The sequence below is a fragment of the Amycolatopsis sp. NPDC043885 genome (assembly GCF_056435685.1).
On the sequence record NZ_JBWKEA010000004.1, the window covers coordinates 79515 to 106207 of the forward strand.

2 protein-coding genes are annotated in these 26693 nt (G+C 72.9%); both read left to right on the forward strand.

What is annotated here, in order from left to right:
- Positions 1–592 precede the first annotated feature (592 nt).
- On the forward strand, positions 593–4906 hold the full coding sequence (locus tag AC069I_RS15630) for a type I polyketide synthase (protein ID WP_478265837.1): 4314 nt from the start codon (positions 593–595) through the stop codon (positions 4904–4906).
- A 39-nt stretch (positions 4907–4945) separates the two neighbouring features.
- Complete coding sequence (locus AC069I_RS15635) at positions 4946–26671, forward strand: SDR family NAD(P)-dependent oxidoreductase (RefSeq protein ID WP_478265691.1); 21726 nt, start codon at positions 4946–4948, stop codon at positions 26669–26671.
- Positions 26672–26693: the final 22 nt, after the last annotated feature.

The following is a 26693-nucleotide window of genomic DNA, read 5'->3' on the forward strand; positions in this document are numbered from 1 at the left end:
TCGGGGAGCGACCTCGCCCGGCTGCAGAGGCGGCGGGGCTCCGGGTGGTCGTGAGTGGCGATTCGGGTTAGAACCCGAATCGCCACTCACGACCACCGCAGCTATCCGACTTTGCCGGGACCCTGACTTCGAGGTGGGAAGGAGGCCCTCACGGACCGCTGTCATGGTCGCGACGGGGGGCGAAGGGCGAGTTTCCTTTGCTGAGCCGAGGGAAGGGCGCCTTCACGCGCTCATTGTGACAGCTAAGGCTGCTGTGGCGATTGTGGTGATCGCAAGTCCGTGAAGGCCTCATTGAGGGACCCAGAGTCCCTCAATGAGGCCTTCACGGACTTTTGCGGTCAGGTACCAGGGACCACAGCGGTGATCGCTGAGGCTGACGCGGACGGGGTCACTGTGGCTTTCGCGAACCCGCCCCGCCCGTCAGGCCACCCGAGTACGAGCGCCGGCAGTGGGCCTCCGGTTACCGGGCAATGGGGCCGGGGTGGCGAACAGCGCCCGGGACAAGCGGTGCCCCCGCCCAGGATGAGGCCATGCCCGAGCTGCGTCCGTCTCGTCCGGTCCGGAGAATCTGATGGCGACACCCGAAGAACTGGTGACCGCGCTGCGGGAGTCGGTCAAGGAGAACAGCAGGCTGGCCGCGCGCAACCGTGAACTCGCCGACGCGGCGAGGGAACCGGTCGCGATCATCGGCATGGGATGCCGCTACCCGGGCGGGGTCGATTCGCCCGAGGCGTTGTGGGATCTGGTGGCCGCCGGCCGCGACGCGGTTTCGGGGTTCCCCGCCGACCGCGGCTGGAATCTCGCCGAGCTGTTCCACCCCGACCCCGACCACCCCGGCACGTCGTACGCGCGTGAAGGCGGATTCCTCCACGAGGCCGCCGAATTCGACCCCGAGTTCTTCGGTATCTCGCCGCGCGAAGCGCTCGCGATGGATCCGCAGCAGCGGCTCCTGCTGCAGATCAGCTGGGAGGCGATCGAACGCGCCGGGCTCGACGCGTCGGCGTTGAAGGGCAGCGCGACCGGCGTGTTCGCCGGGATCATGTACCACGACTACGGAGCCGGCGTTTCCGAGCTGCCCGAAGGAGTCGAAGGCTTCCTCGGCACCGGCACCGCCGGCAGTGTGCTTTCCGGCCGCGTCGCCTACACGTTCGGCTTCGAGGGTCCGGCCGTGTCGGTCGACACGGCTTGCTCGTCGTCGCTCGTGGCCGTGCACCTGGCCGCGCAGGCGCTGCGGGCGGGGGAGTGTTCGCTCGCGCTGGCGGGCGGGGCGACGGTGATGGCGGTCCCGGACACGTTCGTCGAGTTCTCCCGCCAGCGCGGGCTGGCCCCGGACGGGCGCTGCAAGTCGTTCGGTGCGGGCGCCGACGGCACCGGGTGGGGCGAGGGCGCCGGAGTCCTGCTGCTGGAGAAGCTGTCGGACGCCGTCCGCAACGGGCACCGGGTGCTGGCCGTCGTGCAGGGCTCCGCGGTCAACTCCGACGGCGCGTCGAACGGGCTCACCGCGCCCAACGGACCGTCGCAGCAACGCGTGATCCGCGCCGCGCTGGCGAGCGCGCGGCTGTCCACTTCGGACATCGACGTCATCGAGGCGCACGGCACGGGCACGAGGCTCGGCGATCCGATCGAGGCGGACACCCTGCTCGCCACGTACGGCCAGGACCGGGAAAACCCGCTGTGGCTCGGGTCGGTCAAGTCGAACATCGGGCATACGCAGGCCGCCGCCGGGGTCGCCGGGATCATCAAGATGGTCGAGGCGCTCCGCCGCGGCGAGCTGCCGCGCACCCTGCACGCCGACGAGCCGTCCCCGCACGTGGCCTGGGATTCCGGCGCGGTCGAGCTGCTCACCGAGCACCGGCCCTGGCCCGAGACCGGCCGCCCGCGCGCGGCGGCGGTGTCGTCGTTCGGGATCAGCGGCACCAACTCGCACGTCATCCTCCGCCAGGCGCCGGAGCCTGCCCCCGCCGAAACCGCGGCGGGGCGAGCCCGGGTCCCGTGGGTGCTGTCCGCGCGTACCGAAGCCGCGCTGCCCGAACTGGCGGACCGGTTGCTCCAGACCGGCGGAGACCCCGCGGACATCGCCTGGTCACTGGCCACCGGCCGGACGCCGCTGCCGTATCGCGCGGTCGTCACCGGCGCCGACGAAGACGAACTCCGTGCCGGCCTCGGCGCCTTGGCGCGCGGTGAGTCCGCGCCCCGCGTCGTCACCGGCCGTGCGGGCAGCGGCAAGCTGGCCTTCCTCTGCACCGGGCAGGGCTCGCAGCGGCTCGCGATGGGCGCCGGACTCGCCGCGGCCTTCCCCGTGTTCGCCGAGACCTTCGAACGCGTGGCGGACCGGCTCGACGCGCACACCGGCTTCAAGCTCGCCGAAGTCCTCGCCTGCGAAGACCAGAGCAGGATCGACCGGACCGACGTCGCGCAGCCCGCGTTGTTCGCTTTCGAGGTCGCGATGGCCGAACTCATCCGGTCCTGGGGGGTGGAGCCGGACTTCCTGCTCGGCCACTCGATCGGCGAGCTCGCCGCGGCGTACCTCGCCGGGGTGTGGTCGCTCGACGACGCCGCCCGGCTGGTCGCCGCCCGCGGCAGGCTGATGCAGGCGCAGCCCGAGGGCGGCGCGATGGTCGCGCTGCAGGCCACCGAAGCGGAACTGGACCTGCCCGACGGCGTGAGCATCGCCGCGATCAACGGTCCCGCGTCCCTGGTTCTCTCCGGTGAAGAGGCGGCGGTCACCGCGGTGATCGAGACCTTCCCGGGCCGGCGCTCCAAGCGGCTCTCGGTCAGCCACGCCTTCCACTCCGCGATGATGGACGGGATGCTCGACGACTTCCGCGAGGTCGCCGAGAGCGTGACGTACGCCGAGCCCCGGATCCCGATCATCGCCGGGGACGTCCGCGACCCGGAGTACTGGGTGCGGCAGGTGCGCGACCCCGTCCGGTTCGCCGACGGCGTCGCGAGCCTGCACGCTCGAGGTGTCCGGCGCTTCGTCGAGATCGGGCCGGACGCCTCCCTGACCGCGCTCGGCGCCGACTGCGTCAGCGACGGTGTCTTCATCGCCACGCAACGGAAAGATCGTGACGAAGCCGCCGCCGCGGACCTGGCGCGAGGAAAGCTCTTCACCGCCGGGGTGCGGCTCGACTGGGCCCGGATCTTCGACGGTACCGGTGCCACCCGTGTCGACTTGCCGACGTATCCCTTCCGGCGGGACCACTTCTGGCTCGCCGCCGAGCGGACCGCACCTCCGGCCCGGCGGTACGAAGTCGTCTGGCGCCCGATGGAGCCGGTGACGACGCGGGAAGCCTGGACCGTTTACGCCCCAGAACGCACCGCATGGGCGGAAGCCGCGGCGCAGGCGCTCGATGCGCCACTGGTGACTGAAGTCCCGGAGACCGGCCCGGTCCTCGCGTTCCCGGCGGACGGTGCCGCACTCGCCGCTCTCCTGCGGGAAACCCCGGCGAAGGTGTGGTGTGCCACCAGCGATCCCGGCGTCGCCGCGGTCGCGCGGGTCGCGGCGATCGAGCAGCCCCGCCGCTGGGGTGGTTGCGTGACCTTGCCCGAGCAGACGGACGAGGCCGCCCGGCTGCGCGACGTGCTCGGTGGCCCCGAGGACGAGGTCGCGATCCGCGCCGACGGGATCTTCGCCCGCCGGTTCGTCCCCGCCGCCCCCGCGTCCGGTGCGCCGTGGACCACCTCCGGAACCGCGCTGATCACCGGTGGCACCGGGGCCTTGGGCGCGCTCGTGGCCGAACGCCTGATCCGCGCCGGGACGGAACACGTCGTGCTTCTCTCACGTCGTGGCGAGGACGCGCCGGGTGCGGCGGGACTGCGCGAACGGCTGGAAGGTCTCGGCGCCCGCGTCGGCATCCACGCCTGCGACGCCGCCGACCGGGACGCACTGTCCACAGTGGTCACGAGCCTGACCGATCTCCGCGTGGTCGTGCACACGGCCGGAGTCCTCGACGACGCCCTGCTGGACGACGCCACCGCGGAGCGGTTCGAGGCCGTCGCCCGGCCGAAGGTGACCGCCGCGCGGCATCTGCGGGAGCTGACGAAGGACCTCGACGCGCTGGTCCTGTTCTCGTCCGTCGCCGGGGTGCTCGGCAACGGCGGTCAGGCCGCCTACGCCGCCGCGAACGCGGAACTCGACGCGCTCGCGACGCGATGGCGGGCCGAGGGCGTCAAGGCGGTGTCGATCGCCTGGGGCCCGTGGGCCGAGGGTGGTATGGCCGAGGCGGTCGACGACGCCGTCCGCCGCAAGGGGTTGCGCCCGATGACCCCCGAGTCCGCGGCGGAGGAGTTCGTCCGGGCGATCGCCGCCGGCGACACCTGTGTCACCGTCGCCGACTTCGACTGGCCGTCGTTCTTCGAGGACTTCCGCGCCGCGCCGATGCTCGCCGAGCTGCCGCGACCGGAAACCGCGGCCGCGGAAGCGCCGGTGGCGGATCTGCGGTCGCGGCTGAGCGGCCTGATCGAACCCGAACAGCGACGGCTGTTGCTGAAGGTCGCCCGCGAGACCGTGGCCAAGGTGCTCGGCCATCCGGACACGTCGGCGATCGGCCCGGACCGCGCGTTCACCGAACTCGGTTTCGACTCGCTCACCGCGGTCGAACTGCGCAACCGGCTCGACGCCGCGACCGGCCTCGCCGTGCCCGCGACGCTCGTCTTCGACCATCCGACCCCGCAGGCCCTCGCCGCCTACCTCTGGCAGGAGCTCGCCGGGACGGACGACGACGTGGAGGGCCTGCTCGACGGACTGGAAGCCGCGTTGAGCCGCCTCGACCCGGGCGGCGACGAGCACGCGACAGCAGGCGCCCGCCTGCGGAAACTCGCCGAGAGCCTCGACGGCCCCGGCTTCACGCCGTCTTCGGACGACGAACTCTTCGCCTTCATTGACCGGCAACTCGGCGCTTGAGCCGGGTGCACGCGACCTCGACCGATGAGTGGGGACACCGTGGGTGAGAACGACAAGCTTCGCGACTACCTGACGCGAGTCACCGGCGAACTGCAGCGCACGCGCGGCAGGCTGGCCGCGCTGGAGGACCGCGCCGCCGAACCGATCGCGATCGTCGGCATGGGCTGCCGGTTCCCCGGCGGCGTCCGCACGCCGGAGCGGTTCTGGGAACTGCTGACCGCCGGGGAGCACGGGATCACCGGGTTCCCCGAAGATCGCGGCTGGGACGTCGGCGCGCTCGTCGACCCGGACCCGGACCACCTGGGCACCAGCTACGTCGACCGAGGCGGATTCGTCGAGGGCGCCGGGGAATTCGATCCCGAGTTCTTCGGGATCTCGCCGCGTGAGGCCGTCTCGATGGATCCGCAGCAGCGGCTCCTGCTGGAGACGTCGTGGGAGGCGCTGGAACGCGGCGGGATCGACCCCACCTCGTTGTCCGGCAGCCGCGCGGGCGTCTTCGTCGGCACCAACGGCCAGGACTACGGCCGTGATCTGCCCAAGGGCGTCGAAGGCGTCGAGGGCTACCTCGGCACCGGTATCTCGGGCAGCGTCCTTTCCGGACGGATCTCCTACGTGCTCGGGCTCGAAGGCCCGTCGGTCACCGTCGACACGGCGTGCTCGGCGTCGCTGGTCACGCTGCACCTCGCCGTCCGGGCGCTGCGCGCGGGGGAGTGCGACCTCGCGCTGTCCGGCGGTGCCACCGTGATGGCGAGCCCGGACGCGTTCATCGAGTTCTCCCGTCAGCGCGGTCTCGCCCGCGATGGCCTGGTCAAGGCGTTCGCCGCCGGGGCCGACGGCACCGCGTGGGGTGAGGGTGCCGGCATGATCGTGCTGGAGAGACTTTCCGACGCCCGGCGCAACGGCCACCCGGTCCTGGCCGTCGTGCGCGGTTCGGCGGTCAACCAGGACGGGGCGTCCAACGGTCTCACCGCGCCGAACGGGCCGTCACAGCAGCGTGTCATCCGTCAGGCGCTGGCCGACGCTCGACTGTCCACAAAGGACGTGGACGTCGTCGAAGCGCATGGCACCGGTACGACGCTGGGCGACCCGATCGAGGTCCAGGCCCTGCAAGCCACCTACGGCCGCGACCGCGGTGAACGTGGTCCGCTGCTGCTCGGTTCGGTGAAGACGAACATCGGGCACACCCAGGCCGCGGCGGGGGTCGCCGGGATCATCAAGATGGTCCTGGCCCTGCGCAACGGAATCCTCCCCGCGAGCCTTCACGTCGACGCGCCGAGCCCGCAGGTCGACTGGTCGCCGGGAACGATCGAGCTGCTGACCTCCGCCCGGCCCTGGCCGGCGGGGGAGACCCGCCGGGCGGGTGTCTCGTCGTTCGGGATCAGCGGCACCAACTCCCACGTCCTGCTGGAGCAGGCACCCGAGGCCGAAGAGTCCACAGTGGACTCTGTCGTCCCGCCGGTGGTGCCGTGGGTGCTGTCCGGCCGGACTCCGGCGGCGCTGCGCGCCCAGGCCCGCGCGCTGCTGGACGTCGAGGGCGACCCGGCGGACATCGGCTGGTCGCTGGCCGCGACCCGGCCTACCTTCGAACACCGCGCCGTCGTCACCGGCCGGGACGAGGAGACGTTGCGCGCCGGTCTGACGGCGATCGCCGAAGGAGAGCCGGGCGCCGGTGAAGCGACCGACGGCGGTCTCGCGGTCTGCTTCACCGGGCAGGGTTCGCAGCGGCTCGGCATGGGCCGCGAGCTGTACGAGGCGTACCCGGTGTTCGCCGCCGCGTTCGACCAGGTCTGCGAGCTGCTGCCGGGCGTGCGCGAGATCGTCTTCGGTGACGACGCCGACGCCCTGAACGACACCGCGAACGCCCAGCCCGCGCTGTTCGCGCTGGAGGTCGCGCTCTACCGGCTGGTCGAATCCTGGGGAGTGGTCCCGGACTTCCTGATCGGGCATTCCGTCGGCGACTTCGCCGCCGCGCACGTCGCGGGTGTCTGGTCGCTGGAGGACGCGGCCGCGCTGATCGCCGCGCGTGGCCGCTTGATGGGCGCCTTGCCGCGTGGCGGCGCGATGTGCGCGATCGAGGCGACCGAGGACGAGGTCCGTGCCGCACTGGTCGCGGGAGCGGATGTCGCGGCCGTCAACGGACCGCGCGCGATCGTCGTCTCCGGTACCGAGGACGCCGTGCGGACCGTCGCGGCGGTGTTCGCCGGGCAGGGCCGCCGGACCAAGCAGCTCGCGGTGTCCCACGCGTTCCACTCGGCGCAGATGGACGGCATGCTCGACGACTTCGCCGCCGTCGCCCGCCGAGTCACCTACAAGACACCGAAAATCGCGCTGATCGCGGGTGTCACCGGCCGCATCGCCGACACCGCGGAAATCCTCGACCCGGCCTACTGGGTGCGGCACGTGCGCGAAGCCGTCCGATTCGCGGACGGGATCGGCGCGCTGGCCGACGCGGGCGTCACCCGCTACCTCGAACTGGGTCCGGACGGCATCCTTTCGGCCGCGGGTCAGGAAAGCGCCGAGGGCCTGTTCGTGCCCGTGCTGCGCCGCGATCGGCCCGAACCCGAGACCTTCGTCGCCGCGCTGGCCGCCGTGCACGTCCATGGCGGAAAGGTCCGCTGGGCCGCCGCTTTCGACGGCGCGCGCCCGGTCGAACTCCCCACCTACCCGTTCCAGCGCGAGTTCTACTGGCTTCCCGCGACGCATACCGCCGGTGACGCGGCCGGTCTCGGCCTCGGCTCGCTCGACCACCCGCTGCTCGGCGCGGCCGTTTCCGTCGCCGACGCGGGCGGGTTCCTGTTCACCGGCAGCCTGTCGCTGCGGACGCATCCGTGGCTGGCCGACCACGTGGTGCACGGCCAGGTCGTCGTGCCGGGCACCGCGCTGGTCGAGCTCGCCGTACGCGCCGCCGACGAAACCGGCTTGGCGGTACTGGAAGAACTGACACTGCAAACCCCGTTGGTGCTCCCGGAAAGCGGCGCGGTCCAGGTGCAGCTGTGGGCGGGGACGCCGGAGGAGTCCGGGCACCGCCCGCTCACCGTGCATTCGCGCCCGCACGGCGCGGGGGAGTGGACCCTGCACGCGACGGGCGCGCTCGCCCCGGCCGCTTCCACGCCGGACTGGGAGCTGACCGAGTGGCCGCCGCCCGGCGCCGAAGCCGTGTCCCTCGAAGGCCGTTACGCCGAGCTGGCCGCTGCCGGACTGGAGTACGGCGAGATCTTCCAGGGGCTGCGTTCCCTGTGGCGCGACGGCGAGCACACCTACGCCGAGGTCTCGCTTCCCGAGGCCGCCCGGGACCAGGCGGGCCGGTTCGGTCTGCACCCGGCGCTGCTGGACGCGGCGCTGCACGCTCTCGCCGAGGGTGACGGCCCCGCTCGCCTGCCGTTCGCGTGGAGCGACGTCGTCCTGCACGCTTCCGGCGCGGCCGAGCTGCGTGTCCGGCTCACCCCGTCCGGCGCCGACGCGGTCAGCCTGCGCGTGGCCGACGGGACCGGTGCGCCGGTCGCCACCGTCGGTTCGCTGGTCGTCCGCCCGGTTTCGGCGGGACAGCTGCGCCCGGCGACCACTCGCGACGGGCTGTACGAGCTGGCCTGGCGCCCGATCGCCACACCGGAAACCGAAGCGCCGAGCTGGGCGCACTTCGCCGACGTCGGTGGCGAGGCTCCTGAGGTCGTCGTGTATCGCGCCGAGGGTGACGACGTGCACGCCGTCACCGGTGCCACGCTGGACGTGCTCCGGACCTTCCTCGCCGAAGACCGCTTCGCCGCCTCGAAACTCCTTGTCCACACTGGACGGTCCGATGTGGACCCGGTGGCCGCCGCGGTATGGGGTCTGGTGCGTAGCGCGCAGTCCGAGCATCCGGACCGGTTCCTGCTGGCGGACACGGACGAGCTGACCGAAGCCGTGCTGGCTGCCGGGGAAGCGCAGATCGCCGTCCGCGACGGCGAACTGCGCGTGCCGCGTCTGGTCACGCCCGAATCCACCGGACGGCTGCTCCCGCCGCCCGGTAACTGGCGGCTCGGCCTGTCCGGCAAGGGCACCTTCGACCATCTGACGCTGGAACCGCTGCCCGACGAGCAGCTCGGGCCGCAGGGCGTCCGGGTCTCCGTCCGCGCGGCCGGGCTCAACTTCCGTGACGTGCTCAACGCGCTCGGCATGTACCCCGGCGAGGCCGGACTGCTCGGCAGCGAGTTCGCCGGGACCGTCATCGAGGTCGGCGCCGACGTCACCGACCTGCGGCCCGGCGACGAGGTGATGGGCCTCGTCTCCGGCGGCGCCGGTCCGGTCGCGGTCGCCGAGCGGCCGATGATCACCCGCAAACCCGCGGACTGGACCTACGAGCAGGCCGCTTCGACACCGCTGGTGTTCCTCACCGCTTATTACGCGTTGGTCGACCTGGCCGATCTGCGGCCGGGCGAGTCGATCCTGATCCACGCCGCCGCCGGCGGTGTCGGAATGGCGGCGACCCAGCTCGCGCGCCACCTGGGCGCGGAGGTCTACGGCACCGCCAGCGAGAGCAAGCAGTACGTGCTGCGCGACGCCGGACTCGACGACGCGCACATCGCTTCGAGTCGCACGCTCGACTTCGAGCAGCGGTTCAGCGGCATCGACGTGGTGCTGAACGCGCTCGCGGGGGACTTCGTCGACGCCTCGATCCGCACGATGGCGCCGGGCGGCCGGTTCCTGGAGATGGGCAAGACCGACATCCGCGAGCCGGAAGGTGTTCACTACCAGGCTTTCGACCTGATCGACGCCGGACCGGAGCGGACCGCGCGGATGTGGGACGCGCTGACCGCCCTGTTCGACTCGGGCGCGCTCGTCCCGCTGCCGACCCGGACGTGGGACGTCCGCGAGGCCAGGGAAGCGTTCCGGTTCCTCAGCCAGGCCAAGCACATCGGCAAGGTCGCGCTCACCATGCCGCGGGCGCTCGACCCGGGCCGGACGGTGCTGATCACCGGCGGCACGGGCGGTCTCGGCGCCCTGATCGCCCGCCATCTCGTGACCGCGCACGGCGTCCGGAAGCTTCTGCTCACCAGCCGGCGCGGCCTGGACGCGCCGGGCGCGCGGGAACTGGTCGGCGAACTCCGCGAACTCGACGCCGAAGTCGACGTCGTCGCTTGTGACGTCTCCGATCGCGAGGCCGTGGTGGCGCTGCTGGACGGCGTCGACCTGACCGGTGTCGTCCACGCCGCCGGTGTCCTGGACGACGGCACCATCGACGCGCTCACCCGGGAGCGGCTCGACTTCGTGCTCGGACCGAAGGCCGACGCGGCCCGGCATCTGCACGAACTCTCCGGCGATCCGGAGCTGTTCGTCACCTTCTCTTCGGCGGCCGGTGTGCTCGGCGCGCCGGGACAGGGCAACTACGCGGCGGCCAACGGCTACCTCGACGGCCTCGCCGCCCACCGCCGTTCGCTCGGTCTCGCCGGGCAGTCACTGGCCTGGGGACCGTGGGCCGCGGGCATGGCGGAGACCCTCGGCGAGGCCCATCTGGCGCGACTGCGTGCCGGGGGAACTCCCGCGCTCGCCGTCGAGGACGGCCTCGCGCTGTTCGACGCCGCCATCGCCGCCGGGGCGCCGCTGGCGATCCCGGTCCAACTGGACCTGCCGGTGCTCGCCGCGTCCGGACCGCTCCCGCCGCTGCTCGGCGCGCTGGTCAAACCCGGCCGCCGGACCGCGAAATCGGGCGGTGGACAGGATTCCTCGCTGGCCAGGCGGCTCGCCGGGCTGACCGAGGCCGACCAGGACCGCGAACTGCTGGACCTCGTCCGCACTCAGGTCGCACTGGTGCTCGGGCACGTCACCGCCGCCACCGTCGAACCCGGCCGCGGCTTCATGGACCTCGGTTTCGACTCGCTGACCGCGGTCGAGCTGCGCAACCGGCTCGGCTCCGTGACCGGGCTGCGGCTGCCGTCGACGGTGATCTTCGACCACCCGACCCCGGTCGCGCTCGCCGGTTACGTGCGTTCCGAACTGCTCGGCGACCTCGCCGCCGGACCGCGCACCCGTGCCCGTGTCACCGACGACGGCGAACCGATCGCGATCGTCGCGACCAGCTGCCGGTTCCCCGGTGGCGTGAACACGCCGGAAGACCTGTGGCGTCTCGTGGCCGAGGGCCGCGAAGGGCTCACGGAGTTCCCCACCGACCGCGGCTGGGACCTGGCGGCGCTGTTCGACACGACGCCGGGCAAGCAGGGCGTGTCGAACACCCGCACGGGTGGATTCCTGCCCGACGCGGGCGACTTCGACCCGGAGTTCTTCGGCATCTCGCCCCGCGAAGCCCTCGCCATGGACCCGCAGCAGCGGCTGCTGCTGGAGATCGCGTGGGAGGCCTTCGAACGCGCGGGCATCCCGCCGGGCACGCTGCGCGGCAGCGACACCGGCGTCTTCACCGGCGCGATCTACCACGAATACGCCTCCCGGCTGACGAAGATCCCGGAGGAGGTCGAAGGCTTCCTCGGCACCGGGACGTCCGGCGCGATGATGTCCGGCCGCGTCTCCTACACCTTCGGGTTCGAGGGGCCCGCCGTGTCGGTGGACACGGCGTGCTCGTCGTCGCTGGTCGCGATGCATCTGGCGAGCCAGGCGCTGCGGTCGGGGGAGTGCTCGCTCGCGCTGGCGGGCGGGGTCACGGTGATGGCCAACCCCGACCCGTTCGTCGACTTCAGCAAGCAGAACGCGATGGCGGTCGACGGCCGCTGCAAGGCCTTCGCCAACGGTGCCGACGGCGTCAGCTGGGGTGAGGGTGCCGGATTCGTCTTGCTGGAGAAGCTGTCCGACGCGCGCCGCAACGGCCACCCGGTTCTCGCGCTGCTCAAGGGCTCCGCGGTCAACCAGGACGGCGCGTCCAGCGGTCTCACCGCACCGAACGGGCCTTCGCAGCAACGTGTGATCCGCCAGGCGCTCGCCAACGCCGGACTGTCCACTTCGGACGTCGACGTCGTCGAGGCGCACGGCACCGGGACCAGGCTGGGTGACCCGATCGAAGCCCAGGCGCTGCTCGCCACCTACGGCCAGGATCGCGAAGAGCCGTTGCTGCTCGGCTCGGTGAAGTCGAACTTCGGGCACACGCAGGCCGCGGCAGGCGTGGCCGGGGTGATCAAGATGGTCGAGGCGATGCGGCACGGCGTCGTCCCCGCGACACTGCACGTCGACGCGCCCTCGGCCCAGGTCGACTGGGACACCGGCGCGATCCGTGTGGCGACCGAGTCCGCGGGCTGGCCGGAGACCGGCCGTCCGCGCCGGGCGGGGGTGTCCTCGTTCGGGTTCAGCGGGACCAACGCGCACGTCGTGCTCGAACACGTTCCCGCGCCGGAGACCGACGAGCCGGCCGTCCGGCCCGCGATGCTGCCCTGGGTCCTTTCCGGGCGTTCCGAGGAAGCCCTGCGGGCGCAGGCCGCGCGGCTCGCGGATCTGACCGCCGACCCGCTCGACGTCGCCTGGACGCTCGCCACCGCCCGCACCGCGCACGAACGTCGCGCGGTCGTCGTCGGGGCAGACCCGTCGGTGCTGCGCGCCGGGCTGGCCGCGTTCGCCGACACTGGCCGGGCCGCCAACGTCGTTTCCGGTCGTGCGGTCACCGGCAGGCTCGCCGTCCTGTTCACCGGCCAGGGTTCCCAGCGCATCGGTATGGGCCAAGGCCTTTACGAGACCTTCCCCGCGTTCGCGGCGGCCTACGACGAGGTCGCCGCGCTGCTCCCGCTCGACGGCGACATCGACCGCACCGGAACCGCGCAGCCCGCGATCTTCGCGCTCGAAGTGGCGCTGTTCCGGCTCTTCGAGTCCTGGGGCGTCACCCCGGACTTGCTGGCCGGGCATTCGATCGGCGAGATCGCGGCGGCGCACGTCGCCGGGGTGTTCTCGCTGGAGGACGCGGCGAAGCTCGTCGAAGCGCGGGGCCGGTTGATGGAGGCGCTGCCCGAGGGGGGCGCGATGGTCGCGGTGCAGGCGTCCGAGGACGAGGTGCGCGAGTACCTGACCGACGAGGTCTGTCTGGCGGCGGTGAACGGGCCGCAGGCGATCGTACTGTCCGGTGTGGACGGTCTGGTCCGCGAGGTCGCCGCCCGGTTCGCGAAGGAAGGCCGCCGTACCAAGCATCTCGTGGTGTCGCACGCGTTCCATTCGGCGCTCATGGAGCCGATGCTGGCGGAGTTCGCCGAAGTCGCCGAGTCCCTGGAGTACCACGAGCCGCGGATCCCGATCGTGTCCACGGTGACCGCATCGGCGGAGCTGACCGACCCAGGCTACTGGGTCCGGCATGTGCGAGAGACCGTGCGGTTCGCCGACGCTCTCGCGGCGTTGACCGCCGAGGGCGCCACGACGTTCCTCGAACTCGGCCCCGACGCCGTGCTCAGCGCGCTGGTCGACGGCGGGGTGCCCGCCCTGCGCAAGGACTCCGACGAGGCCCGGACCGCGATGACCGCGCTGGGCGCCGTGCACGCCGCGGGTGCTCCCGTCGACTGGGACCGCTTCTTCGACGGCAGCGGCGCGCGGCCGTCGAACCTGCCCACGTATCCGTTCCAGCGCCGCCGCTTCTGGCTGCTGGCCCCGCCGGGCTCCGGCGACGCCACCGCGCTCGGCCTCGGCGCGCTCGACCATCCGCTGCTCGGCGCCGCCGTCGCGCTGCCCGAACGCGGCGGGCTCGTGCTCACCGGACGGCTGTCGCTCGACGAACAGCCGTGGCTGGCCGGGCACCGCGTCCGCGACGCCGTTCTGTTGCCCGGTACCGCGTTCGCCGAGTTGGCCGTGCGGGCGGGGGACGAGGTCGGCTGCGGCACCGTCGAAGAACTGACGCTGCAGGCACCGCTCGTGCTCACCTCGGCCCCGGTGCAGCTGCGAGTGTCCCTTTCGGACGGTGAGGACCGCCGGACACTGGCGGTGCACTCCCGCATCGAGGACGGCGAATGGACGTTGCACGCCACCGGCTCGCTGATCACGGCCGCCGACGAACCCGCCGGGACGACGGAATGGCCACCGTCCGGCGCGGAACCCGTTGACCTGGAAGGCTTCTATTCCACGCTCGCCGAGGCCGGGCTCACCTACGGGGACCCGTTCCGCGGGCTGCGCGCCGCCTGGCGCCAGGGCGACGAGGTCTTCGCCGAGGTCGCGCTGCCCGAGGGCACCGACGTCCGCGGGTTCGGGCTGCATCCGGCCCTGCTCGACGCCGTCCTGCACGCCGTCGGCCTGACCGGCGGCCCGGCACGGCTGCCGTTCTCCTGGGCCGGTCTGGCGTTGCACGCCACCGGCGCCGGCACCCTGCGGGCCCGGCTCGCCCCGGCCGGTCAGGACGCGGTCTCCTTGCGGGTCACCGATGGCACGGGTGCTCCGGTGCTCTCGGTCGCGTCACTGAGCCTGCGCCCGGTCGGCGACGGGCCGCTGCCCAGTGCCGCCTCCGACGCGCTGTTCGGTATCGACTGGATTCCCGTCGCACTGCCTTCGCAGGCAGAAGACGTCGCCGTGTACGAAGCCGAATCGGTCGAGGCCGCTCTCGAGGCGTTGCAGACCGCTGAAGGCCGGCTCGTCGTGCACCTCACCGGTGACAGCCCGGAGCACGCCGCCGTCGCCGGGCTGGTACGCAGCGCGCAGGCCGAGTACCCGGACCGGTTCGTCCTGGTCCACGGCACCGGCGATGCCCGGATCGCGGCCGCCACCGGTGAGCCCGAAGTCGCGTTCACCGACGACGGCCCGCGCGTGCCCCGCCTGACACGGGCCCGCGCCACCGCCGATCCTGACTGGACCCTCGAGGGCACCGTGCTGGTCACCGGCGGTACCGGTGGGCTCGGCGCGCACGTCGCCCGGCGGCTCGTCGAGCGGCACGGCGTCCGGCATCTGCTGCTGGCCGGACGCCGGGGCGCGGACGCTCCCGGCGCCGAAACCCTGCGGGAAGACCTCACCGCGCTCGGCGCTGAGGTGACGATCGCCGCCTGCGATGTCGCCGACCGGTCTCAGCTGGAGTCCGTGCTCGCGCTCGCCGAGCCGCCGCTCAGCGGTGTGGTGCACGCGGCGGGCGTCCTCGACGACGGTGTCCTCACCGCGATGACACCCGAGCGGCTCGCCGCCGTGGCGGGACCGAAGGCCGACGCCGCGCGGCATCTGCACGAATTGACCACGGACCTGAAGCTGTTCGTCACGTTCTCCTCGATCGCCGGCGCCCTCGGCGCTCCCGGCCAGGCGAACTACGCGGCCGCCAACGGCTATCTCGACGGGCTCGCCACCCTCCGGCGCGCCCAGGGCCTTCCCGGCACGTCGATCGCCTACGGCCTCTGGGAAACCGGCATGGGCGAGGGTCGCGGTGGCGCGGCACTGCCCGTCGAAGCCGGGCTGGAGCTGTTCGATCTGCTGGCCTTCGGCGACAACCCGCGCCCGGTCGCGACCAAGCTCGATCTGGCCGCGCTGCGGGCGGAGACCGAGGTACCGCATGTGCTCCGGAGCCTGGTGCGGCCACGACGCCGCCGGGCGGCGGAGGAAGCGGAAGCCACGGGGCTGCGCCAGCGTCTCGCCGGTGTGCCCGCGGGCGAGCGCACGCGGCTGCTGACCGAGCTGGTCCGCACCGAAGCCGCGCACGTCCTCAGCCACACCGGCCCGGACGCCGTCGAAGCCGACCGCGCCTTCGGTGACCTCGGCTTCGACTCGCTCACCGCGGTCGAGTTCCGCAACCGGCTCGGCACGGTCACCGGACTGCGGCTCCCGGCGACGCTGACCTTCGACCACCCGACCCCGGTGGCGCTGGCCGAATTCCTGCTCGCCGAACTGCTCGACGAACCCGCCGAGGCGACCCCGGTCTTCACCGCCGTCCGCGCCGACGGCGACCCGATCGTCATCGTCGGCATGGCCTGCCGTTACCCGGGTGGGGTGACGTCGCCCGAAGAACTGTGGGACCTCGTCGCCGGCGGCCGTGACGGCGTGACCCGGTTCCCCGAGGACCGCGGCTGGGACGTCGACGGCATCTACGACCCCGACCCCGACCAGCCGGGCAAGACCTACACCCGCGAGGGCGGATTCCTGCACGACGCGGGCGACTTCGATCCGGAGTTCTTCGGGATCTCGCCCCGGGAAGCGCTCGCGATGGACCCGCAGCAGCGCCTGCTGCTCGAAGTCGCGTGGGAGGCGCTGGAACGCTCCGGCACCGATCCGACGTCGCTCAAGGGCAGCCCGACCGGCGTGTTCGCCGGCGTCATGTACCACGACTACGGCACCCGGCTCGGCGACGACGTTCCCGACGACGTCGAGGGCTTCCTCGGCACCGGTACCTCGGGCTCCGTGCTGTCCGGCCGCGTCGCCTACACCCTCGGCCTGGAAGGACCGGCGGTCTCGGTCGACACCGCGTGCTCCTCGTCGCTGGTCGCCCTGCACTGGGCGACCCAGGCGCTCAAGTCGGGGGAATGCTCGCTGGCGCTCGCCGGTGGTGTCACGGTGATGGCGACGCCCGAGACCTTCATCGGGTTCTCGCGTCAGCGCGGCCTCGCCGCCGACGGCCGCTGCAAGTCCTTCTCGGCCGACGCCGACGGCACCGGCTGGGCCGAAGGCGCCGGGATGCTCGTGCTGGAACGGCTTTCCGACGCGCGCCGCAACGGACACCGCGTGCTCGCGGTCGTCAAGGGCTCGGCGGTCAACTCCGATGGCGCGTCCAACGGTCTCACCGCCCCGAACGGTCCTTCGCAGCAGCGAGTGATCCGCCAGGCGCTGGCCGCCGCCGGTGTCCCGTCGTCCACTGTGGACGCCGTCGAGGCACACGGCACCGGCACGACGCTGGGCGACCCGATCGAGGCTCAGGCGCTCTTGGCCACGTACGGCCGCGAGCGTGACGGTGAACCGCTGTACCTCGGCTCGGTGAAGTCCAACTTCGGCCACACGCAGGCCGCGGCGGGCGTCGCCGGGATCATCAAGATGGTCCAGGCGATGCGCCACGGTGTCCTGCCGCCGACGCTGCACCTGGGCGAGGCGACGCCGCATGTCGACTGGGAAGCCGGTGACGTCGAGCTGCTCGCGGAAGGCCGGGAGTGGCCGGAGACCGGGCGGCCGCGGCGGTCCGCCGTGTCGTCCTTCGGGATCAGCGGGACCAACGCGCACGTCATCCTCGAACAGCCTCCGGCCGAAACGCCTGCCCCGCGCGAGGTCGTGGCTCCCGCGCTCGTGCCGTGGGTGCTCTCCGGCCGCGCCGAGAACACCTTGCGCGAGCAGGCCGGGCGCCTGCTCGACCGTGACGGCGAGCCGGTCGACGTCGGCCTGGCGCTCGCCACGACCCGCACCGCGCACGAACGCCGCGCGGTCGTGCTCGGCGCCACGGACGCGGATCTCCGCACCGGCCTCGCAGCGCTGGCCGAAGGCGCGGCCACACCGTCCGTCGTCGCCGGGCGCGTACTGCCTGGGCGGACGGCGTTCCTGTTCACCGGTCAGGGATCGCAGCGTCTCGGTATGGGCGAAGGGCTTTACGCCGCCTTCCCGACGTTCGCCGCCGCTTACGACGAGGTCGCGGCGTTGCTCCCGGTCGGCGGTGACCTGAGCCGCACCGGTGCCGCGCAACCCGCGATCTTCGCGCTGGAGGTCGCGCTGTACCGGCTCGCCGAGTCCTGGGGCATCACGCCCGACTTCGTGGCCGGGCATTCGATCGGCGAGATCGCGGCCGCGCATGTGGCGGGCGTGCTTTCGCTGGAGGACGCGGCCAAGCTCGTCGAGGCGCGCGGACGGTTGATGGAGGCGCTGCCCGAGGGCGGCGCGATGGTCGCGGTCCAGGCGAGTGAGAACGAGGTGCGCGAGCACCTGACGCCGAAGGTGTCGCTGGCCGCCGTCAACGGCCCCGACGCGGTCGTGCTTTCGGGTGCCGCGTCGCCGACACTCAAACTGGCCAAGAAGTTCGAGAAGCTCGGCCGCCGCACGAAGCGGCTGGACGTCTCGCACGCCTTCCACTCGGCACTGATGGAGCCGATGCTCGACGAGTTCGCCGCCGTGGTGCGGGAACTCGACTTCTCCGCCCCGGTGATCCCTTTCGTGTCCACAGTGGACGGCGAACCTGCGGCACGGGTCACCGAGCCGGAGTACTGGGTCGAACACGTCCGTGCCACCGTCCGGTTCTCGGACGGTCTCGCGTGGCTGCGGGAGGCCGGGGTGACCAGGTTCCTCGAAGTCGGCCCGGCCGCCGTGCTGACCGCGCTCGCGGACGACGGCCCGGACACCTTCGCGGCTTCGTTCCTGCGCGCCGACCGTGACGAGGCGGAGACCGCGCTCACCACGGTGTCCGCCGCGTACACCCGCGGTGTCCCCGTCGACTGGGCCGCGGTGTTCCGCCCGACCGGTGCCCGTGCCGTCGACCTGCCGACGTCGGTGTTCGACCGCCGCCGGTTCTGGCTCGCCGCCGGAAGCGGCACGGGTGACGTCACCACGGCCGGGCTCCAGGCCGCCGGGCATCCACTGCTGGGTGCCGCCGTGCCGTTCGCCGACGGCGACGGCTGGGTCCTCACCGGACGGCTTTCGGTCGCCACGCATCCGTGGCTGGCCGGGCACGCCGCGTTCGGCGAAGTGCTCGTCCCCGGTACCGGGCTGCTCGAACTCGCGGTCCGCGCCGGTGACGAAGCCGGCTGCGGAGGCGTGGAGGAACTGACCCTGGCCGCGCCGCTGGTGCTGCCGCCGCATGGCGCGCTGGACGTCCAGGTGCTCGTCGGTGCGGCGGGCACGGGCGGTCGCCGCCCGGTTTCGGTGCACTCCCGTGCCCCGCAAGGGGAGTGGACCGAGCACGCCACCGGCACCCTCGCTCCCGGGGCGGCCGCCGCGCCGTCCGGCCTCACCGAGTGGCCGCCCGCCGCCGAGCCGATCTCCCTCGACGGGCTTTACGCGGACATGGCGGCGGCGGGGCTCGACTACGGCCCGCCCTTCCGCGGGCTGACCGCCGCCTGGCGCGACGGTGACACCGTGTTCGCCGAGGTCGAACTGCCCGAGGGAACCGAAGTCGACGGCTTCGGCCTGCACCCGGCACTGCTCGACGCCGCGCTGCACACTCTGGGGCTCACGCCGGGGGAGGGCACCCGCCTGCCGTTCCTGTTCGGCGACGTCACCCTGCACGCCACCGGCGCCACCGCGTTGCGCGTCCGGGTCACGCCCGCCGGCTCCGGATTCTCCTTGCTGGCCACCGACACCACCGGTGCGCCCGTCGCCACGATCGGCACGGTCGCGGTCCGGGCCGCGGAGGCACCGAGGCAGCGCGGCACGGACTCGCTGTACGAGTTGACCTGGGTCGAGGTCCCCGCCGACGGCGAGACCGGCGAAGACGTCCAGGTCTTCACCGCGCCGGACGGTGATCCGCGTGCCGCGCTGGCCGCGACCCTGGCCGCGATCCAGGAATTCCTCGCCGACGGTGGAACACGCCTCGTGGTGTGCACCGGCGACACCCCGGCGGGAGCCGCCGTCCGCGGTCTCGTCCGCACCGCCGCGTCGGAGCACCCGGACCGGTTCGTCGTCCTCGAAGGGGATGACGTCGCGAAGGCGCTGGCCACAGGCGAACCGCAGGTCCGCGTCCGCGACGGCGTCGTGGAAGTACCGAGGCTCGCCCGTGCCACGGCGGGAGAACCCGCGATCTGGGGCGAGGGCACGGTTCTCATCACCGGCGGGACCGGCGGTGTAGGCGCCGCGATCGCCCGGCACCTGGCGCCACAGGTCACCAGGCTGGTGCTCACCAGCCGCCGCGGCCTCGACGCTCCCGGCGCCGCGGAACTGGCGGAAGAACTCGGCGCCGACGTCGTCGCCTGCGACGTCACCGACCGCGACGCGCTCGCCGCGCTGCTCGACGGGATCGACGACCTCACCGGCATCGTGCACGCCGCCGGTGTACTCGACGACGGCGTCGTCACCGAGCTGACCCCGGAGCGCTTCGACACCGTGCTGCGGCCCAAGGCCGAGGCGGCGCTCGCGCTCCACGACCTCACCCTCGGCAGGCCGTTGACCCAGTTCGTCCTGGTGTCCTCGGTTTCCGGGATCCTCGGTGGTCCGGGGCAGGCCAGCTACGCCGCCGCCAACGCCCTGCTCGACGACCTCGCGCGCCGCCGTCACGCGGAAGGCCTGCCCGCTCGTTCGCTGGCGTACGGCCTGTGGGCAGGCGGCATGGGCGGTCAGTCCGATGTGGACCGTCTGGCCCGCGCCGGCTTCGGCGCGCTGACCGACGAAGAAGGCCTGGCGCTGTTCGATGCCGCGCTGGCCGCCTCGACGCCGGTCCCGGTTCCGGTCAAGCTCGACCTGGCGACGTTGCGCACGCTGGCCCGCACGAGTGAGCCCGCCCCCGCGCTGCGTGGTCTGGTCCGGGTGCCGAAGCGGAGGGGCGCGGCCAACGCCGCGGCCGCCGCCGGGCTGACCGCCACACTGAGCCGCCTCGCCCCCGCCGACCAGCTCTCGCATCTGGTCGACCTCGTCCGTGGCCACGTCGCCGACGTGCTCGGACACGGCACCGCGACGTCGGTCGAGGCCGGTCGCGCGTTCACCGAACTCGGCTTCGATTCGCTCACCGCCGTCGAACTGCGCAACCGGCTCGGTGAGGCGACCGGTCTGCGGCTGCCCGCGACGCTGGTGTTCGACCACCCGAACCCGACAGCGCTGGCCACCCATATCCGTACCGAGCTGGCCGGTGAAGAGTCCGCTGTGGACGCCGAGGCGGTCCGGGTCGCCGAGCCCGGCGAGCCCATCGCGATCGTCGCGATGAGCTGCCGGTTCCCGGGCGGCGTGAGCTCGCCGGAGGACCTGTGGCGCCTGGTCGCCGAGGGGACCGACGCGATCACGCCGTTCCCGTCCGACCGCGGCTGGGACCTCGACCGGCTCTACCACCCGGACCCCGACCACTCCGGCACCAGCTACGCCCGCGAGGGCGGCTTCCTGCACGACGCCGCCGACTTCGACGCCGAGTTCTTCGGTATCTCGCCACGGGAGGCGGTCACCGTCGACCCGCAGCAGCGGTTGCTGCTGGAGACCGCGCAGGAAGCGTTCGAGCGCGCCGGGATCGACCCCGTCTCGCTGCGCGGAAGCGCCACCGGTGTGTTCGCGGGCGTCATGTACGACGACTACGCCTCCCGGCTGGCCGCCACCCCGGACGGGATGGAAGGCCTGCTCGGGACCGGCAGCGCGAGCAGCGTGCTGACCGGCCGGGTCGCCTACACCTTCGGGCTCGAAGGCCCGGCGGTCTCGGTCGACACGGCGTGCTCGTCCTCGCTGGTCGCCCTGCACTGGGCGGCGCAGGCGCTGCGCTCGGGTGAATGCGGCCTGGCGCTGGTCGGCGGCGCGACCGTGATGGCCAGCCCTAACCCGTTCATCGAGTTCTCGCGTCAGCGCGGCCTGGCCGCGGACGGCCGCTGTAAGCCTTTCGCGGCCGCGGCCGACGGCACCGCCTGGGCCGAGGGCGCGGGTTTCCTGCTCCTGGAAAGGCTTTCCGACGCGCGCCGCAACGGACGTCGCGTGCTGGCGGTCGTGCGCGGCAGCGCGGTCAACCAGGACGGCGCGTCCAACGGCATGACCGCTCCCAACGGACCCTCGCAGCAGCGGGTGATCCGCCGCGCGCTGGCCGCGGCGGGCGTCGAGTCGTCCACTGTGGACGCTGTCGAGGCGCACGGCACCGGGACGGCGCTGGGCGATCCGATCGAGGCGCAGGCGCTGCTGGCCACCTACGGCCAGGACCGCGAAGAACCGCTGTGGCTGGGTTCGGTGAAGTCCAACATCGGGCACACGCAGGCCGCCGCCGGTCTCGCCGGGATCATCAAGATGGTCGAGGCGATGCGGCACGGCGTCCTGCCCGCCACCCTGCACGTCGACGAGCCGTCCCCGCACGTCGACTGGGAAGCGGGCGACGTCCGGCTGCTCACCGAGGCACGACCGTGGCCGGAGGCGGGCCGTCCCCGGCGCGCGGCGGTCTCGGCGTTCGGGATCAGCGGCACCAACGCGCACGTGATCCTGGAGCAGGTCCCCGAACCTTCGGTGCCCGCGCGGACCCCGGCATCGCCGTCGCTGCTGCCGTGGGTCCTCAGCGCCCGCACCGAAGACGCGCTGCGAGCGCAGGCCGGACGGCTGCTCGGCACCGTCGGATTCGCCGACCCGGTCGACATCGGTTACGCGCTGGCGACCACCCGGACCGTGTTCGAGCGGCGCGCGGTGCTCACCGGCGACGCCGACGCGCTGCGCACCGGGCTGGCCGCGCTCGCCGGCGGCCGGACCACGCCGGAGGTCGTCACCGGCCGTGCCACCGAAGGCAAACTCGCGCTGCTGTTCACCGGTCAGGGTTCCCAGCGGCTCGGCATGGGCCAAGGACTCTACGAGGCATTTCCGGTGTTCGCGGCAGCGTACGACGAGGTCGCCGCGCTGCTCCCGCTCGATGGTGATATCGACCGCACCGGTACCGCGCAGCCCGCGATCTTCGCCCTCGAAGTGGCGCTGTTCCGGCTCGTGGAGTCGTGGGGCATCCGGCCCGATTTCCTGGCCGGGCATTCGATCGGCGAGATCGCCGCCGCCCACGTGGCGGGAGTGCTTTCGCTGGAGGACGCGGCGAAACTCGTCGAGGCTCGCGGCCGGTTGATGGAGGCGCTGCCGGAAGGCGGCGCGATGGTCGCGGTCCAGGCGTCGGAGGACGAGGTGCGCGAGTACCTGTCCGACGAGGTCTGCCTGGCCGCGGTCAATGGGCCGCAGGCGATCGTTCTGTCCGGTGTGGACGGTCCGGTGCGCGCGGTGGCCGAGGCGTTCGCGACGGAAGGCCGCCGCACCAAGGCACTGGTCGTCTCGCACGCGTTCCACTCCTCTCTGATGGAGCCGATGCTGGCGGAGTTCGCCGAAGTCGCCGCGTCCCTGGACTACCACGAACCGCGGATCCCGGTCGTCTCCACGGTCACCGAATCGGCGGAGTGGACCGACCCGGGTTACTGGGTCCGGCACGTCCGCGAGCCCGTCCGGTTCGCCGACGGCGTCCGCGCGCTCACCGAGGCGGGGGTCACCCGGTTCGCTGAGCTGGGCCCGGACGGCGTGCTCTCCGCGATGGGTCTCGACAGCGCCCCCGACGCGATGTTCGTCCCGGTGCTGCGCAAGGATCGCGACGAACGGCAGACCGCCGCCCTCGCATTCAGCCGACTGATTGCGACGGGTGCCGAGGTCGACTGGACGGCGTTCTTCGACGGCACCGGCGCCCACGCCGTCCCGCTGCCCACGTACGCGTTCCAGCGCGAGCGGTTCTGGCTCGACCCGCCCGCCATCGCCGGTGACGCCGCCGGGCTGGGCTTGGCCGCGGCCGGGCATCCGCTGCTGGGGGCGACCGTGCCGACGGCGGGTGAGGACGGCCTGGTCGGGTACGGCAGGCTTTCCCGCGCGGCACAGCCGTGGCTGGCCGACCACGCGGTGCTCGGCACCGTGCTGGTCCCCGGCGCGGCACTGGTCGAACTCGCCGTCCGGGCGGGCGACGAACTCGGCTGCGCTCGCGTGGCCGAACTGACCATCGCCGCGCCGATGGTGCTGCCCGAGACCGGCGGGCTCGCCGTGCAGGTCGTGGTCGGGGCCGCGGACGACGACGGACGGCGTCCGGTGTCTATCCACTCCCGGCTCGACGAGGCTCCCTGGACCGAACACGCGACCGGCCTGCTCGCCCCCGGCGACGCTCATCCGGCGGCCAAGGACACCGCGTGGCCGCCCGCCGGAGCGCAAAGCCTCGACGTCACCGAGCTCTACCCGGGGCTCGCCGACGCGGGCCTGGAGTACGGGCCGGTGTTCCAGGGCCTCACCGCCGCCTGGCTCGTGGGTGACGAGGTCTGCGCAGACCTCGAACTGCCCGCGGTGGCGCATGCCGACGCCGGGAAGTTCGGCCTGCACCCGGCCCTGCTCGACGCCGCGCTGCACGCCATCGGCCTGCTGCCGGGGAACGCCGAGACCACCCGATTGCCGTTCCTCTGGCGTGACGTCGTCCTGCACGCGGCCGGCGCCACCGCCGCCCGGGTCCGGGTCGCCGCCTCCGGGACCGACTCGGTGCGGCTGGAGCTCATCGACGGCGCCGGAGCACCCGTGCTGACGGTGGGATCGTTGCTGCTGCGCGAGGTCACGGATCTCGGCCCGGCGACTTCGTCCACTTCGGACTCGCTGTTCCGGCTCGCCTGGTCGCAGGTCACGACCGGGTCCCCGGTCGCGCCGACGGAGCTGCTCTCGGCGGTGCCGGGAGCGGGCGAGACCCCGGCGGCCACCCACGCGCTTCTGCTGAGCACGCTGGCGAAGCTGCAGGAATGGCTGGCCGAGGAGAAGGACACCACCCTCGTGGTGCGCACCGAGAACGCGGTCGCAGTGTCCACTTCGGACACTGTCGACCCGGCTTCGGCCGCGGTGTGGGGTCTGGTCCGCAGCGCCCAGTCCGAGAATCCCGGCAGGCTGGTGCTGCTCGACGCGGCCGAGGCCGACGTCGACACCGCGCTGGCCGTGCTGGGCGACGAAACCCAGCTGGCCGTGCGGGACGGCGTCGTCCACGCCGCCCGGTTGCTGACCGCCGCGTCGTCGCCGGATCTCGTGCCGCCGTGGCACGAACCGGCCTGGCGCCTCGACAGCGTCGTCAAGGGCACCCTCGACAGGCTCTCCTTCGAGCCGTACCCCGATGTGCTCGAACCGTTGCTGCCGCGCGAGGTCCGGATCGCCACCCGGGCGGCCGGGACGAACTTCCGCGACGTGCTCAACGTGCTCGGCATGTACCCGGGCGACGCCGGTCGGATCGGTTACGAGGCCGCCGGTGTCGTCACCGACGTCGGCTCCGAGGTGACCGACCTCGTCCCGGGCGACCGCGTGATGGGCCTGGTGCACGGCGGGTTCGGCCCGCTCACCTTCGCCGACCGGGATCTGCTGGCCAAGATGCCCGAGGGCTGGACGTTCGAAGAGGCCGCGTCGGTCCCGCTGGTGTTCCTCACCGCTTACTACGCGCTCACCGACCTCGGCGGGCTGAAGAAGGGCGAGTCGGTGCTCATCCACGCCGCCGCCGGTGGCGTGGGGATGGCCGCCACGCAACTCGCCCGGCATCTCGGCGCCGAGGTGTTCGGCACCGCCAGCGAGGGCAAATGGGACGTCCTGCGCGCCGCCGGGCTCGCCGACGACCACATCGCGTCTTCGCGGACGCTCGACTTCGAGGAGCGGTTCCGCGAGACCACCGGCGGCAAGGGCGTGGACGTCGTCCTCAACGCGCTGACGGGCGACTTCATCGACGCGTCGATGCGCCTGTTACCGCGTGGTGGGCGGTTCGTGGAAATGGGGAAGACCGACGTCCGTCCGGACGGCGGCGCCGCGGGGCACCATCCCGGTGTGACTTACCAGGCGTTCGACGTGATCGACGCGGGCAACCGCCGGATCGCGCGGATATGGGAGGAGCTGATCGCCTTGTTCGACCAGGGCGCGCTCACCCCGCTGCCGATCCGAACCTGGGATCTGCGCCGGGCCCCGGAGGCGCTGCGCTTCCTGTCGCAGGCCAAGCACGTCGGCAAGGTCGTGCTGACCGTTCCGCGCCGCCCGATCGGTGGCACCGTGCTCGTCACCGGCGGCACCGGAGGTCTCGGCGCGGTGCTGGCCAGGCATCTGGTCATCCGGCACGACGTCAAGGATCTGGTGCTCACCAGCCGCCGCGGCCCGGACGCGCCTGGCGCGGCCGACCTGGCGGCGGAACTGACCGGGCTGGGCGCGACCGTGCGGATCGAGGCGTGCGACGCCGCCGACCGCGCCGCGCTCGCCGCGGTCCTGGACCGGACCCCGGGGCTGAGCGGGGTGGTGCACGCGGCCGGTGTCCTCGACGACGGCCTGCTCACCGCGCTCACCCCCGAGCGGCTGGAGAAGGTGCTGCGGCCCAAGGTGGACGCGGCGTGGAACCTGCACGAGCTGACCCACGGCCACGACCTGACGATGTTCGTCCTGTTCTCTTCGGCCGCCGGGGTGCTCGGCGCGCCGGGGCAGGCGAACTACGCCGCGGCGAACACCTTCCTCGACGGGCTCGCGCAGCACCGGCGTGGTCTCGGCCTGCCCGCGACCTCGCTCGCCTTCGGTCTCTGGGCCGACGGCATGGGTGACTCCGCCGACGCGGACCGCATGGGCCGCGACGGGGTCGGCAGTTTCGTTCCCGCCGAGGGACTGGAGCTGTTCGACCTGGCCACCGGCCTGGCGGAACCGGTCTCGGTGCCGGTGAAATTGGACGTCGCCGGGCTCCGCGCGATGACCGGACCGGTGCCGCCGCTGCTGCGCGGTCTCGTGCGCGGCTCGGTGCGGCGTGCCGCACCGGTGGACGCGGCGGCGCAGGCCGACGGGCTCAAGCGGCGGCTCGCCGGGCTGTCGCAGGCGGACGCCGAACTGGTGCTGCTCGGGGTGGTGCGCGGCCAGGCCGCGGCCGCACTCGGGCACGACGGCGCGGACTCGATCGAGCCGGGCCGGGCGTTCACCGAACTGGGCTTCGACTCGCTGACCGCGGTCGAGCTGCGCAACGGGCTCGACGCGGCCACCGGGCTGCGCCTACCCGCGACGCTGATCTTCGACTACCCGACCCCGGACGACCTCGCCAAGTTCCTGCAGTCCGAGATAGACGCCGCGGCCCCGGCCGCGGAAACCGGGCTGGCCTCGGGAATCGACCGGCTCGCCGCCGAACTGTCCACTGCGGACCTGGCGAGCGCGGACGGTGCCGAGGTCGAGGCGAAGCTGCGGAACCTGGTGTCCCTGTGGCAGGACCGGACGCGGCCGTCGTCCGGCGGCGACGCGGATCTGGAAGTGGACACCATCGACGACATGTTCGCCCTGCTGGACAACGAACTCTGACCCCGGCCCGCCGCCGCGAGGA